This window comes from Kordiimonas gwangyangensis DSM 19435 = JCM 12864, assembly GCF_000375545.1.
Lineage (GTDB): Bacteria > Pseudomonadota > Alphaproteobacteria > Sphingomonadales > Kordiimonadaceae > Kordiimonas > Kordiimonas gwangyangensis.
In genome coordinates this window covers 215,401-228,863 of sequence record NZ_AQXF01000003.1, presented here as the reverse complement: position 1 = coordinate 228,863, position 13,463 = coordinate 215,401, and the positions used below count along the sequence as shown (strand labels likewise).

Annotated in this window: 10 protein-coding genes; 4 read left to right on the top strand and 6 right to left on the bottom strand. The window is 58.2% G+C overall.

The genetic code is table 11. The annotated features are described in order from the left end of the window. Nucleotides 1-19: 19 nt before the first annotated feature. Nucleotides 20-1,933 carry a DNA primase gene (dnaG, locus tag B150_RS0109395; RefSeq protein WP_020399662.1) on the bottom strand — a complete coding sequence of 638 codons (1,914 nt, stop codon included), beginning with the start codon at nt 1,931-1,933 and terminating at the stop codon, nt 20-22. Between the two features lie 85 nt (nt 1,934-2,018). Next, nucleotides 2,019-2,951 carry a LysR substrate-binding domain-containing protein gene (locus B150_RS20400; protein ID WP_020399661.1) on the bottom strand — a complete coding sequence of 311 codons (933 nt, stop codon included), beginning with the start codon at nt 2,949-2,951 and terminating at the stop codon, nt 2,019-2,021. A gap of 104 nt (nt 2,952-3,055) precedes the next feature. On the opposite strand from B150_RS20400, the gene B150_RS0109385 reads away from it, so the two are divergent. Then, the gene (locus B150_RS0109385) at nt 3,056-3,268 is read left to right on the top strand and encodes a hypothetical protein (RefSeq protein WP_020399660.1); all 213 of its coding nucleotides are present in this window, start codon (nt 3,056-3,058) and stop codon (nt 3,266-3,268) included. Nucleotides 3,269-3,724: 456 nt separating this feature from the next. Here B150_RS0109385 and B150_RS0109375 read toward each other — a convergent pair whose 3' ends face one another. Beyond that, the gene (locus tag B150_RS0109375; RefSeq protein ID WP_025896341.1) at nt 3,725-4,180 is read right to left on the bottom strand and encodes a GatB/YqeY domain-containing protein; all 456 of its coding nucleotides are present in this window, start codon (nt 4,178-4,180) and stop codon (nt 3,725-3,727) included. Between the two features lie 263 nt (nt 4,181-4,443). On the opposite strand from B150_RS0109375, the gene carA reads away from it, so the two are divergent. Together carA and carB are read left to right on the top strand one after the other, a co-directional pair. Beyond that, nucleotides 4,444-5,625, top strand: coding sequence for a glutamine-hydrolyzing carbamoyl-phosphate synthase small subunit (carA, locus tag B150_RS0109370; protein ID WP_020399657.1), 1,182 nt, complete (start codon nt 4,444-4,446; stop codon nt 5,623-5,625). Nucleotides 5,626-5,641: 16 nt separating this feature from the next. Beyond that, nucleotides 5,642-8,896, top strand: a complete 3,255-nt coding sequence (carB, locus tag B150_RS0109365) for a carbamoyl-phosphate synthase large subunit (RefSeq protein ID WP_020399656.1) — start codon at nt 5,642-5,644, stop codon at nt 8,894-8,896. 76 nt (nt 8,897-8,972) lie between these two features. Here carB and B150_RS22345 read toward each other — a convergent pair whose 3' ends face one another. Continuing rightward, the gene (locus tag B150_RS22345; RefSeq protein WP_020399655.1) at nt 8,973-10,031 is read right to left on the bottom strand and encodes a calcium-binding protein; all 1,059 of its coding nucleotides are present in this window, start codon (nt 10,029-10,031) and stop codon (nt 8,973-8,975) included. A 290-nt stretch (nt 10,032-10,321) separates the two neighbouring features. Between B150_RS22345 and greA the strand changes: the two genes are divergently transcribed. Then, nucleotides 10,322-10,795, top strand: a complete 474-nt coding sequence (gene greA / locus B150_RS0109355; protein WP_020399654.1) for a transcription elongation factor GreA — start codon at nt 10,322-10,324, stop codon at nt 10,793-10,795. 54 nt (nt 10,796-10,849) lie between these two features. Here the strand turns inward: greA and B150_RS22340 are convergent, their stop codons facing one another. Both B150_RS22340 and B150_RS0109345 read right to left on the bottom strand, forming a co-directional pair. After that, nucleotides 10,850-11,569, bottom strand: coding sequence for a peptidoglycan L,D-endopeptidase MepK (locus B150_RS22340; RefSeq protein ID WP_020399653.1), 720 nt, complete (start codon nt 11,567-11,569; stop codon nt 10,850-10,852). A 3-nt stretch (nt 11,570-11,572) separates the two neighbouring features. Continuing rightward, nucleotides 11,573-13,357 carry a L,D-transpeptidase family protein gene (locus tag B150_RS0109345; RefSeq protein WP_081611383.1) on the bottom strand — a complete coding sequence of 595 codons (1,785 nt, stop codon included), beginning with the start codon at nt 13,355-13,357 and terminating at the stop codon, nt 11,573-11,575. Between the last annotated feature and the right edge of the window lie 106 nt (nt 13,358-13,463).

The window sequence follows — 13,463 nt, the reverse complement described above, 5'->3', positions numbered from 1 at the left end:
AATCGCAGTCTATACCATATTAGTTGAAAGAAAACCGTCCTGATTCGAGCCGATAGCCATCTTTATCGGCCTCTTTTTCCTCAAGCGCCCGGAATGCCTCCTGTGCTGCAACAAAGCGGGCGTGGTTTTCTTCGGTCATATCTTCAGCATAGTCGGCTTCCGCTTGCCGGTATGCCGCGTGCGCAGCGGTAATATGCTGGAATCGCGAGACAATATGCTCGAATCCAGTGAGCGCATCTGATAGCGCTGCATCGTCCCAGGCGAACCAGTCATCCCTGAGCGCACGTTCATTCAACAGCTTTTGCAAAGTGGCCATCTCTGGCCTGCCTTCCAAATGGGTAATGACAGCCTCATGGTCAAGTCTTTCCGCGAGCGCGGCTTTCTCTAATAGCGCGTCGCGGATGCCGTCAAGCCCCGGATAGGTGAACTCAAGGTGTGCCACCTCTTCCTCATGTTTGATGAGAATCTCCGGATGGTGGATGAGCGTGATGATGATCAGTTTCTCAATCCGGTCGGTCACCGGCCCCACACCGCGCCCACGCCCGATGGAGGTTTGGCCGAGAAGCCCGGTCGACACCGGCTTGCGCGCGCGGAAACCACCCTGCCCCCTGAGCGCCTGAAAACCGGGGCTGTCACCCGCACGCTTTTGCTGCGTGCTGCGCTGCGGGCGGAACAGCTCCCACAGGCGGCTGCGGAATTCGGTCTGGTAGAGCTTCTTGACGTTTTCGTCCTGAATTTCCGCAAGCGCTCCGAATATTTTTTTCTCAAGGCCCGCGCGGCGCTCAGGCGTATCCACCGGCACACCTGCGGTCAGGTTGTTCCAGAGCACGTTCACAAGCGGGCTCGCGCTATCAATCAGTGCTTCAATGGCCTGACGGCCTTCTTTCTGGACGAGGCTATCGGGGTCTTCTCCGTCCGGCATGATGATGAAGCGGAGCGACTTGCCGGCCCGCAGCATGGGCAGCGAGCGTTCGACCGCACGGCCAGCGGCCCTGAGGCCTGCGTTATCGCCATCAAACGACAGGATCGGTTCATCCGCCATATGCCAGAGGTGGGCGATCTGTTCTTCCGTGAGCGCGGTGCCAAGAGGGGCGACGGCATAATCAATGCCCGCCTGCGCCAGCGCAATCACATCCATATACCCCTCGACCACCATCACCTGCCCGGCGTCATAGGAGGCCGCGCGCGCATTGGCCCAGTTATAAAGCGTGGCACCCTTGTGGAAGATCGTGGTTTCCGGGCTGTTCAGGTATTTGGCCTTGGCGTCCTTACTGAGCGCGCGGCCGCCAAAGGCGATCACCCGACCCTGCCGGTCAGTGATCGGGAACATCAGCCGGTCACGGAATCGGTCATAGGACGGGCCGCCACCTTCCGGCTTGATCAGCATACCGGTTTCAATCAGTTGGTCCTCACCAATGCCGCGCGCGATCATCGCGTCCTTGAGCGCGGTGCGGGCGGCAGGGGAATAGCCCATCTGGAACCGTTCGAGCGTCGCGTCCGTCAGGCCACGGCCCTTGATATAGTCGTATGCCGCACGGCCAATTTGGCCCTTCAGTTGCGCCATATACCATTTGGCGACCGTTTCCATGACTTCCGCGAGCGTACCGCGCTTCTTGTCACGCTCGATCTGGTCGCGGCTTTGTTTGGGCACGTCCATGCCCGCTTCGCCCGCCAGCATCTCCACCGCTTCCATGAACTCGAGGCCCTGTGTGCCCATGACAAAGTCAAGCACGCTGCCGTGGGCACCACAGCCGAAGCAGTGGTAAAAGCCCTTCTGGTCATTGACGGTGAAAGATGGTGTCTTCTCATTATGGAAGGGACACAGCCCGGTGTGTTCACGGCCATGGCGCACAAGCTTGACCTGCCGTCCAACCACGTCGGACAGCGTGAAGCGATGCTTCAACTCATCAAGAAATTGCGGACTCAGCGCCATTCTTTACCCAACCACAGCCTTTTACCGGGAAAGGACCCTTCTAACGTAAGGCAAGAAAGGATAATAGGCCGAATTCCGCGCAGGGCTACAAGGCGCGGAAAGTCTGGCCCCCGTTCGACATCATTTCCTCAAGCTCGGCTTCCATTTCAGCCATCTCCTCGCGAATCCAAGCGCAGAAGCTCTCCACCGGCTTCGGCACCGGCCTTTCAGCGGGTACCAGATAGAAGCAGTGCGCGCTTTTAAGAGGGATACCGTGAATGCATTTCAGCCGACCATCAAAGAGCGCTTCAGCCGCATTTGTGAGCGGCGCGATACCGATACCGCCGCCCACCATCGCCGCCTGCACCAGAAGACCCGAGTGACTATAGCGCCTGCTGACTTCATAGCCGCGGTCGCCAAGGCCGTTGCCTTCGAGCCAGCGCCGCCAATAGCTGCCGTCATTATAACCAAGAAGCGGAAATCGGCCCAGATCATCCACCGTCAGGTCACGGCCCGGCGCGAGCTGCGGCGCATAGACCGGCATATAGTCATCAATACGCACCGGCATCACCCCGTCCGGCAAGCGGTCGATCCGACCACCGCGCACAGCCAGGTCATAGCCTTCCGCGAGAAGGTCAACAATGCGGTCATCCGCATTGAGGCGCACATCAATTTCCGGGTGGCGCAGGTTAAATTTGGCGAGGCGCGGGATGAGCCAAAGAAGTGCAAAGGAATGATAGGCCGTAAGGCGGATCACATTGGCTTCCCGCTTTCGGCTGACCTCTGTCACCGCGCGGTCAATGGCTTCAAGTGACTGACCAACGGCATTCGCCAGCACCCGGCCAGCGATGGTCAGTTCAATCGCGCGTGGGTGGCGCACAAAAAGCGCGGTGCCCACCTGTTCCTCAAGGGATTTCACCTGCTGGCTGACAGCGGACTGTGTGCGCCCCAGTTCCTTTGCGGCCTGTGTGAGGCTGCCATGTCGCGCCGCCGCATCAAAAGCCAGAATGCCGGAGAGCGACTGTAGTTTGTATCGCATCTAATTAGCCTTAGTTAAATTAAGCCTCAGACTTAAAACAACGAATTTGTAATTCGCCCTGTAACGCACAAAATCAACGATAACAGCGAGACAGGAGACAAACAATGACTAAGAAATACGACAGCAAATCAGAAGGCAAGGGTTTCTGGAGCAAACTGGCCACGCTGCTGGCCCCGCAGGACGAGCGCATACTCCGCGATACCCGCGAGATCGAGAAGACGGCAGATGCGGAAGGCTTCGCCCCAAAGGCACCGCGCCGCAAAGTAGCAGCCCCATCCTTCGACACACCGCTTTCGCTCATCCAGAACTACGACTGACGCGAGAGTTTGAGAACCCCAGTTACGACAGCCCGGTTCACCCCGGAATGACTGATGCCGGAGACAGGACAACCCTGCTCCGGCATCATTTTTGTCTATTGAGGTATACCAATACGAAACCGTGTGGGTGAGCTGCCTAAAGCTGGAACACAAGATAAGGAAGAGGAAACGCGAGAATGAAAGGGACAAACAATCCCCAAAACCCTCTCGCCTGAGCTTTACCGTATAGGGCGATACCTGCGATTGGCAAAAGGCAAGTCGCAACGAAGCCCACTATCTGCATACCCGCGGCCTCGCGGCCAATACCCGCGCCAAGCAACCCAATCAAAACGGGAGAGGAGATAATGGCTAACGCAATCGCTAAGGCCGACAAGGTAGCCGAAACAGCACAGACGCCTCCAACCAATACGGACAAGACCCCACTTTGCTGCGAAGCGTCACCCTTCAACGGATTTGCTAGCTCAGCAGCTTCTTGATGGTGCCGCTTGCTTTGGCGAAGTCCATCTGGCCGGCATAACGCTCCTTGAGCACCGCCATGCAGCGGCCGATATCCTTGAGACCTTCGGCGCCGATTTCCGCAACCACCTCACGGCAGGCCGCTTCAACTTCAGCGTCCGTCAGCTGCTTGGGCAGGAATTCCTGGATGGTACCAATCTCTTCGCGCTCACGCTCAGCAAGCTCACAGCGGCCAGCCTCTTCATAGGCTTTGATGCTATCATTACGCTGTTTGACCATCTTCGACAGAATGTCGGTGATCACGGCGTCGTCGTCCCGGTCGTCAGCATTTGCGGTCCGGAGTTCGATATCCTTTTCCTTAATCGCCGCCAGAACGAGGCGGATCGTCGAAAGCTTGCGCGTTTCTTTGGCGCGCATTGCTGCCTTCATTTCTTGATTAAGTTTGTCCCGTAACATTGCCCTGTCACCCTATTTCCTAAATCGGAGGGCGCGATCATACCCGATGCCCCTCCAAAGAGCAAACAGGAAGACGATAATTAACCCATTGATTTTATTGAATATTTTTTTAAATTCTTTACTTGACCCGCTGGGGGCTTACGCTTATTGTCCCGTCAATTTGGCCGCCGCCCAGCAGCCCTCACGGGCGGGCAGATTTACCGGCTAGTCCCTTGTTCTACAAGGGGTTTGTGTGAACCGAGAGGCAGGAGGAAAACGCCCCCATGACCGAATCCACACTACCCACTAAACCACCGGCGGATGATATCACTGCTGTTCTTGTGCTCTCAGATGGCACCGTGTTCTGGGGATATGGATTTGGGAGGGAAGGCGACGCTGTTGGCGAAGTCTGCTTCAACACAGCCATGACCGGCTATCAGGAAATCCTGACAGACCCATCCTACGCGGGCCAGATCATCAACTTCACCTTCCCCCATGTCGGCAACGTTGGCACCAACGCGGAAGATATGGAGCGTGACGTTGCAGCCTCGCGCGGCCTTGTGGTGCGCGACGAAGTGACAGAGCCCGCCAACTTCCGCAACGAAGGGCACCTGAGCACATGGTGCGAGAAGGTTGGCCTTGTCGGCATCTCGGGCGTTGATACCCGCAAGCTCACCCGCCTCATCCGCGCCAAGGGTGCACCCACAGGCGTGGTCGCTTATAATAAAGACGGCAAGTTCGACATGCCGGCGCTTCTGAAAAAGGCGCAGGAATGGCCGGGCCTCAAAGGCATGGACCTCGCGAAAGACGTGTCCGGGACAAAGGACCGTGAATGGACAGGCACACGCTGGGTTCTCGGTGAAGGTTACGGCGTGCTGGACAACCCCAAAGCCCACGTTGTTGCGGTTGATTATGGTGCCAAGGATAACATCTTGCGCTGCCTCGCCGCGACGGGTGCCAAGGTTACCGTTGTGCCCGCCACCGCAAGCTTTGACGAGATCATGGCCTATAAGCCTGACGGCATCTTCCTCGCGAATGGCCCGGGTGACCCGGCTGCGACCGGCCAATATGCCCTGCCCGTGATCAAACAACTGATTGAAACCGGCCTGCCGATCTTCGGCATCTGCCTTGGTCACCAGCTCCTCGCGCTCGCGTTCGGCGGCAAGACCTACAAGATGCATCAGGGCCACCGGGGTGCAAACCACCCGGTCAAGGACCTGCGCACCGGCAAGGTTGAAATCACCAGCATGAACCACGGTTTCTCGGTCGACGCCGACAGCCTGCCCGCAAATGTGAAAGTGAGCCACATCAGCCTCTTTGACAAAACCGTGTGCGGCATCGAGTGCACCGACAAGCCGATCTTCTCGGTGCAGCAGCACCCGGAAGCCAGCCCCGGACCGCAGGACAGCTTCTATCTGTTCGAGCAGTTCATGGACATGATCGAAAAACATAAATCCGCAGCATAAGTATAAGGGGCCACCAATGCCAAAACGCACTGATATCAAAAGCATCCTGATCATCGGCGCCGGTCCCATTGTGATCGGTCAGGCGTGTGAGTTCGATTATTCGGGCACGCAGGCGTGTAAGGCGCTTCGGGAAGAAGGATACAAGGTTATCCTCGTGAATTCGAACCCCGCCACCATCATGACCGACCCCGAGCTTGCAGACGCCACCTATATCGAGCCGATCACGCCCGAGGTTGTCGCCAAGATCATCGAGAAAGAGCGCCCGGACGCGCTCCTGCCCACCATGGGCGGCCAGACCGGCCTCAACACCGCACTCGCACTGTCGCAGGACGGCACGCTCAAGAAATACGGCGTGCAACTGATCGGCGCCAATGAGGACGCCATCGACAAGGCGGAAGACCGCAAGCGCTTCAACGAAGCCATGGCGAAAATCGGCCTTGAGGTCTGTAAAGGCAAAACCGCACACACGATCGACGAAGCGCTGGAGATCATGGAAAACCTTACCGGTCTTCCCGCGATCATTCGCCCGTCCTTCACCATGGGCGGCACCGGCGGCGGTGTGGCCTATAACAAGGAAGAGTTCCTTGAGATCGTGAAATCCGGCCTCGACGCGTCGCCAACCAACGAGATCCTCGTTGAGGAAAGCATCTTGGGCTGGAAAGAATATGAGATGGAGGTCGTTCGCGACAAGAACGACAACTGCATCATCGTCTGCTCCATCGAGAACGTGGACCCGATGGGCGTACACACGGGCGACAGTATCACCATTGCCCCTGCCCTCACGCTCACGGACAAAGAATATCAGGTCATGCGGAACGCCTCGCTCGCGGTACTGCGCGAGATTGGCGTTGAAACCGGTGGTTCGAACGTACAGTTCGCCGTGAACCCGGAAAACGGCCGCCTGATCGTGATCGAGATGAACCCGCGTGTGAGCCGGTCTTCCGCACTTGCATCCAAAGCAACCGGCTTCCCGATTGCCAAGGTCGCCGCCAAGCTTGCGGTTGGCTACACGCTTGACGAGCTTGATAACGACATCACGGGCGTCACGCCCGCGTCGTTCGAACCATCGATCGACTATGTGGTCACCAAGGTACCGCGTTTCACCTTCGAGAAATTCGCGGGCACCCCGCAGCTTCTGACCACCTCGATGAAGTCGGTCGGTGAAGCCATGGCTATTGGCCGCAACTTCGCGGAAAGCCTGCAGAAAGCCATGCGCTCCATGGAGACAGGCCTGACGGGCCTCAATGAAGTGAAGTTCGACGGTTATGTGCCGGGCTCGGGCGACCTGTCGCCGATCCGCCAGGACCTTGGTTTCCCGAAACCAGACCGTATCCTGCGCATCACGCAAGCGATCCGCGAAGGCATGAGCCTCGAGGAAATCAACGCCATCACACACTATGAGCCGTGGTTCCTGCGCCAGCTTGAACGCATTGTCGAGGCTGAGAAAACCGTGTCTGAACACGGTATCCCGACGGATGAGCGCAAACTACGCAAACTCAAGATGCTCGGCTTCTCAGACGCGCGCCTTGGCCAGCTTGCCGGGGTGCCGGAAGGTGCTGTCTTCAAAGCGCGCCACGACATGGGTGTGCGCCCGACCTACAAGCGCATCGACACCTGCGCGGCCGAGTTCGACGCCCGCACGCCGTACATGTACTCAGCTTACGAGAGCTTTGCGGACGGCGAAGGCGCGGAATGTGAAGCCAACCCGACCGACCGTGAGAAGATCATCATCCTCGGTGGTGGCCCCAACCGCATCGGTCAGGGTATCGAGTTTGACTATTGCTGCTGTCACGCCTGCTTCTCGCTCTCGGACGCGGGTTATGAGACCATCATGATCAACTGCAACCCGGAGACCGTGTCCACTGACTATGACACGTCCGACCGGCTGTACTTCGAGCCGCTGACGGCCGAAGACGTGATCGAGATCATCCGCAAGGAACAGGAAAACGGCACCGTGAAGGGCGTGATCGTGCAGTTTGGCGGCCAGACGCCGCTCAAGCTTGCCGCCGCGCTTGAGGCAGCTGACATTCCGATCCTCGGCACAAGCCCGGACGCCATTGACCTCGCGGAAGACCGTGAACGCTTCCAGGACCTTGTTGAGCGTCTTGGCCTCAAGCAGCCGCAAAACGGCATCGCCCGCAGCCACAAGGAAGCGGCGGACGTTGCGGACCGTATCGGTTACCCCGTGCTTCTGCGCCCGAGCTATGTGCTCGGTGGCCGCGCGATGGAGATTGTGCACGACCGTGAAGGCCTTGACCGCTACATCAACGAAGCGGTGCAGGTATCGGGCGACAGCCCCGTACTGGTGGACGGCTTCCTCAAGGACGCGATTGAGATTGACGTTGATGCGCTTTCTGACGGTGAGAACATTCATATCGCCGGCATTATGGAGCACATCGAGGAAGCGGGCATCCACTCCGGCGACAGCGCGTGTTCGCTGCCGCCCTACAGCCTGCCTGTCGGCATCGTGAACGAGGTCAAGCGTCAGGCGCGTGCGCTTGCCAAGGGCCTCAATGTTGTTGGCCTCATGAACGTGCAGTTCGCGGTCAAGGACGGCGTGGTCTACCTAATTGAGGTGAACCCGCGCGCCAGCCGCACGGTACCATTTGTGGCCAAAGCTGTCGGTTACCCGGTTGCCGCGATTGCGGCGCAGGTGATGGCCGGTGCCAAGCTGACCGAATTTGACCTCAAGGACCCGATCACCGAACACGTAGCGGTGAAGGAAGTGGTGATCCCATGGGCGCGCTTCCCGGGTGTTGACGTGCTGCTCGGCCCGGAAATGAAATCCACCGGCGAGGTCATGGGTATCGACCAGAGCTTCCCGATGGCCTTCTACAAATCCCAGCTCGCCGCTGGTGTGAAGCTGCCGATGAAGGGGCAGGTGTTTGTATCCGTGCGCGACAGCGACAAATATGCGCTTGTACCGCTGGTGAAAGACCTGCTTGAGATGGGCTATGACGTGATCGCCACTGGCGGCACCGCTGATTACCTCAAGAACAACGGGCTTGAAGTGAAGCGCGTATTCAAGGTGACGGACGGCCAGCGCCCGCATGTGCTCGACATCATGAAAAACGGTGAAGTGCAGCTTATGTTCAACACCACCGAGGGCAAGCAGGCTATCAAGGACAGCTACGCGCTCCGCAACACCGCGCTTCTGATGAAGCTGCCATATTACACCACGATGGCAGCGGCTGCGGCTGCGGTTCAGGCGCTCAAGGCCCTGCGCGACAAGAAACTTGACGTGAAGCGCCTGCAGGACTTCGCAGCCTAAGCTGCGGCACAATCCAGATAAAAGAAAAGCCGACCCGGTCACCCAGGTCGGCTTTTTTATTGCGCTGTGGTCCCCTCTAGAAGACCACGTTGATATCCGCCACATTGGCGATATCAAACTGCGCCAGCCATACACTGTTGCCGTCCCCAAGGTCGATCATCACGCCGGAGACATTCTGTGCGTTGGTGACTGTGGTTGCGCGCGCGACCACATCATCGATGTCGGTGAAGTCGAAGCCCGTGTGGCGGAGGTCGAGCGTGTCTTCGTCTGCATCAAAGCTCCAGATTTCATCGTCGCCTGAACCCGCGAGGAACCGGAACGTATCCGCGCCTTCTCCGCCGTTCATATTGTCGTTGCCGGTGCCGCCCCAGAGCGTGTCGTCGCCGTCACCCGCCTCGAGGAAGTCGTCACCCGTGCCGCCGTACATCACATCGTCGCCGTCGCCGCCATCGAGCTCATCGTTGCCAGCACCGCCATAAAGGATGTCATTGCCGGTTTCGCCCTCAAGATAGTCGTCACCTGCGCCGCCGCCCATCACATCACGGGAATAACCGCCGAACAGCTGGTCACCACCGGCACCTGCCCAGATTTTGTTGGCGATGTTTGCGATGGCCGAGAAAAATTCATTCTCGCCGTCAGCATAAAGAATATCATCACCGTCACCGCCGATAATGAGGTCCGCGCCGTCACCACCCGCGAGCGTATCGTCGCCGCTACCGCCCGTGATCCAGTCGCGAATGGCACTGCCGAACAGTTCGTCATTACCGTTGGTGCCCTGCTGGATCAGCTCGAAGATGGAATCCAGATCGCCGGTGACCGTATCAGTTCCGCCGCCACCACCGGAGCCGCCGTCACCTTCGATATTTTCCGCCAGTTCACAAAGCGGGATATCGCCATATTCGGCCAGATATTCATTCACCGTCTCCTGCGACAGGTCGACAAGGGTCGGATCGTTTTTGATAATCTCGATGGATTCCGTCAGGGTTGCCTTGGTCTCTTCATCGAGCGGGAACACCAGCAGGCGTTCCAGCAGTTCATCCCAGCTGAACTCCGAGGACCCGATAATTTGATAGGCAAAATCGAATATGCCTTGAAGATCGGAAATTTTGAGATCGCACATTGCATCGTCAGTCATCGCTCTAGCTCCGTTTGTGTGGCCATGGTTTGTCAAAGTTTCCGGTACTGCCCGCACCTTGGGGATGTTGTATTCGGCACCCCAAATTCGGGCATGACCCAAATGGGCTATGTTTTTCCAAACACGTAAAAGGGCGGAACCGCGCAAAGCCGCTTCTGGCTTGCTTTTTAGGCTAAAAGTGGCTAAAGGTTGGGGAACGGCGCCGGCCCCTTGGGTCGGCGCTCCTGTTTTGTGTAGGCGCGGGACATGCGCGCCCGAGAACGATAAAAACGAGATATTGGACGGGATAAATGAACGATAAAGTCCCCATGCTTCAGGATGGTTACGACCGTCTGGCTGCAGAACTTAAAAACCTGAAATCCGTAGAGCGTCCTTCGGTCGTTCAGGCAATCGAAGAAGCACGCGCACACGGCGACTTGTCGGAAAACGCTGAATACCACGCTGCAAAAGAGCGCCAGGGCCACATTGAAGGCCGCATCATGGAGCTCGAAGGCAAGCTGTCGCGCGCTCAGGTGATCGACCCCACCAGCCTCTCCGGCGACAAGATCGTGTTTGGCGCGACTGTCACGCTCGTGGACGAGGATGACGAGGAAGTTGTCTACCAGATCGTGGGTGCCGACGAAGGCGACGTGAAAAAAGGCAAGATCAGCTATCAAAGCCCGATCGCTCGCGCGCTGATCGGCCGCAAGGTTGGCGCTGAAGTTGAGGTGAAAACCCCGGGTGGCGAACGCTACTACGAGGTTCTGAAGCTCGAATTCAAATAAGTCGTCGAGCCTTCACAAGTTTAAGAAGCCCGCCCCTTTCGGCGGGCTTTTTTATTACCAGAAGCGGGGGCGGCCCGTATCCACATGGATGAAGCCGTCGCTTGGGTAATAGCCCACACCGCCAATCCCGTAGCCGAGCGCGGTATCCCGCATTTTCTTGAGCGGCACCCCGCGCATGCGCACGTCAATAGCCTTGCCAAGGATATGCTGGCTTTTGCGCGCCACATTGCGGCCCTTCGAGCGCAGCATGGCATTGGTGCCCGCCGACCGGTGGCCGGATATCACCTCAATCGGCCCTTCAGCGTCCATATCATCATAAAGCCGGTGCAGAAGCATGAACAGCTCAGGGTCCATGCGGATAACCTCGCCGTCCCGGTGGTCACGCAGGAAATAGTCGAGCTTCTCGAGCGCGGATTCCACATAGGCACCGTCCTGCCAGAACACGACCTTGATCTCCTCCTTGGTGTGGACGGAGCGCATGTGAAGGCTGCGCGCATCAAGCTCGGGCGCGATGGCATCCTTGGGCGGCGGCGGGTGTGCGGTTACATCCGCGTCCACAACCGGTAACTCGTCCTCAAGGGGCGGGGCATCAGGGCGAAGTACAGCCGCATTCGCGAGCAGGATCTCACTGCCGGCGGGCGCTGCGCTCACGGCTTTCGCTTGTTTGGAGAGCATGCTTTCATCCTCCTCAAGCGACGTTATGCGCCACACTCCAACACCCACGGCACTCACGACAATGGCCCAATACAGAAGTGTCGAAATCTGTTTTTGCATACGCTAGAACTGGCCCTCCTGTTTCCTGAGTGCTGCCTTCAGTTTGGCGTCGCGGCCATAGATGTCCTGCCCGAAGCGCACATCGCCGCGCTCGTTGACCCATGCGGTCATGTACACCAGATGGATCGGCACCTCTTCACGCAGCGGCACAATCTCGGTTTCAAGGTCGGCGTTCGCGGCGGTCTTGAAATGCTTCCAGACTTCGTCGCTTTCCATGTCGCTGTTGCCGTCCATAAGGAAAACCGCCAATTTTTCGCGCTCCTTCACCCGGATGCAGCCGCTTGAGAAGGCACGGCTACCCTTCTGGAACAGGTCATGGTTCGGCGTGTCATGCAGGTAGATACTATAGTCGTTGTCGACCGAGAAACGCACGAGGCCAAGTGCATTGTTCGGCCCCGGTTTCTGGCGGAACTGATAGCCGGGGAAATCCTCCGCCTTCAGCTTGGCCACATCCACCTGGTCCCACGCAAGTCGCGCTTCGTCTTTGTATATCTCATAGCCGAGCTTCTCGACCACGCTGGGGTCCTTTTGCACCTTCTCAAGCAGGTAACGGCGCGCGATGGAATAGGGTACGGTCCAGTCCGGGTAGAACTTCACGTCATGGATCACACTGCTGAACGCCGGTGTCTGGTGCGCGACCTGCCCGACAATGATGGGCGAGGCCACAGCAATCTCATCATCCTCAATGCCATGCAGATAATAGCCAGCGATGTTCGCAAACACGTATTTGCGACCAAGATCCTGTGGCAGCCAGCGCCAGCGCTCCATCGACAGGCGGATCTGCTCGATACGGTCTTCAATCGGTGTGTTCAGTTCCGCAATGGTTTGGGGGCCGATGATGCCGTCCACCACAGCGCCGGCTGCGGCCTGAAACTCGCGCACGGCTTTCTCGGTGCGTTCGTCATAGGTCAGGTTATCATCACGTTTGATCTCGTCCTCGCCGCTTGAGCCCACAATGCTGCCGAAGAAAGACGCAATGCGGCCAAAGGCACTTTCCTGCCCTTCAATGCGGCCAAGCAACTGCATGCGCGCCCGAATGGCTGGCATGCGTGCGTCCGTGTCACCGGGGCGGATCATCTCGCCCGCCGGGATATCTTCAAGCGGCCCTACCTCATCTTTGAGGCGGGTGTATTTGGCCAGTGCTTCACGCAGCAGGTCATAGTGCGGGTGCTGGGGCGACAGCGCCTGAATGGCCCGCTTCATATCGGTTTCCGACCCGAGCTCGAGCATTTCTTCGAGTGCCGCAGCATAATCACGGTCCTGCGGCAGCAGGAACAGGTCAGGGAAAATCTCGGAAGGCTGGGCACGGCCCACCATCAGGTCATGCACAAAGTGCAGCACAGTACGGCTAAGCGCTACTTCGAGTTCGGCAAGCTCAATATCGCTCGGCGTATCGCCCCTGCGATCTAACAGCCGGTCAAGGTGGTAATCCGCCGGGTTCAGCCCTTCGCTTGCCGCAAAGGAAATGGTTTTACGCCACAGCGACACCCGCTGGTGCCACTTGCCATCTTTCGTGAGCCACAGCGGACGGTAGGACTGGCGCTCGTATAATTTGAGGAGCGCGGCCTGTTGCGGATTGCCCGCATGCGGCACTGCCTTATGAAGCGCGTCCCGGATGAGAAGCGGCATGCCCTTGAGCACATCGGACTGCGCGCGGTCTTCCGTCGCGGCCTCAATAGCGCGGTCGAGCGGCACGGGCACAGCCTGCTCGCTATCGGCGCAGGCTGCATGAAGCGGCAGGAACGACACTGCACCACTAAGCATCAATATAAAGCTGGCAACCCTCATCGCGACGACAATTTCCCATCTGGTTCAAGATGGTTCCATTATCGGGATGCATGGGTCAGCATGAAATTATGGGAAGCGCACGGGGCCATAAAAATGGCATCAGGGG

Excerpts from the sequence above, each read along its gene's own strand:
- dnaG (WP_020399662.1), bottom strand. The coding sequence starts at position 1,933 with ATGGCGCTGAGTCCGCAATTTCTTGATGAGTTGAAGCATCGCTTCACG.
- B150_RS20400 (WP_020399661.1), bottom strand. The coding sequence starts at position 2,951 with ATGCGATACAAACTACAGTCGCTCTCCGGCATTCTGGCTTTTGATGCG.
- B150_RS0109385 (WP_020399660.1), top strand. The coding sequence starts at position 3,056 with ATGACTAAGAAATACGACAGCAAATCAGAAGGCAAGGGTTTCTGGAGC.
- B150_RS0109375 (WP_025896341.1), bottom strand. The coding sequence starts at position 4,180 with ATGTTACGGGACAAACTTAATCAAGAAATGAAGGCAGCAATGCGCGCC.
- carA (WP_020399657.1), top strand. The coding sequence starts at position 4,444 with ATGACCGAATCCACACTACCCACTAAACCACCGGCGGATGATATCACT.
- carB (WP_020399656.1), top strand. The coding sequence starts at position 5,642 with ATGCCAAAACGCACTGATATCAAAAGCATCCTGATCATCGGCGCCGGT.
- B150_RS22345 (WP_020399655.1), bottom strand. The coding sequence starts at position 10,031 with ATGACTGACGATGCAATGTGCGATCTCAAAATTTCCGATCTTCAAGGC.
- greA (WP_020399654.1), top strand. The coding sequence starts at position 10,322 with ATGAACGATAAAGTCCCCATGCTTCAGGATGGTTACGACCGTCTGGCT.
- B150_RS22340 (WP_020399653.1), bottom strand. The coding sequence starts at position 11,569 with ATGCAAAAACAGATTTCGACACTTCTGTATTGGGCCATTGTCGTGAGT.
- B150_RS0109345 (WP_081611383.1), bottom strand. The coding sequence starts at position 13,357 with ATGAGGGTTGCCAGCTTTATATTGATGCTTAGTGGTGCAGTGTCGTTC.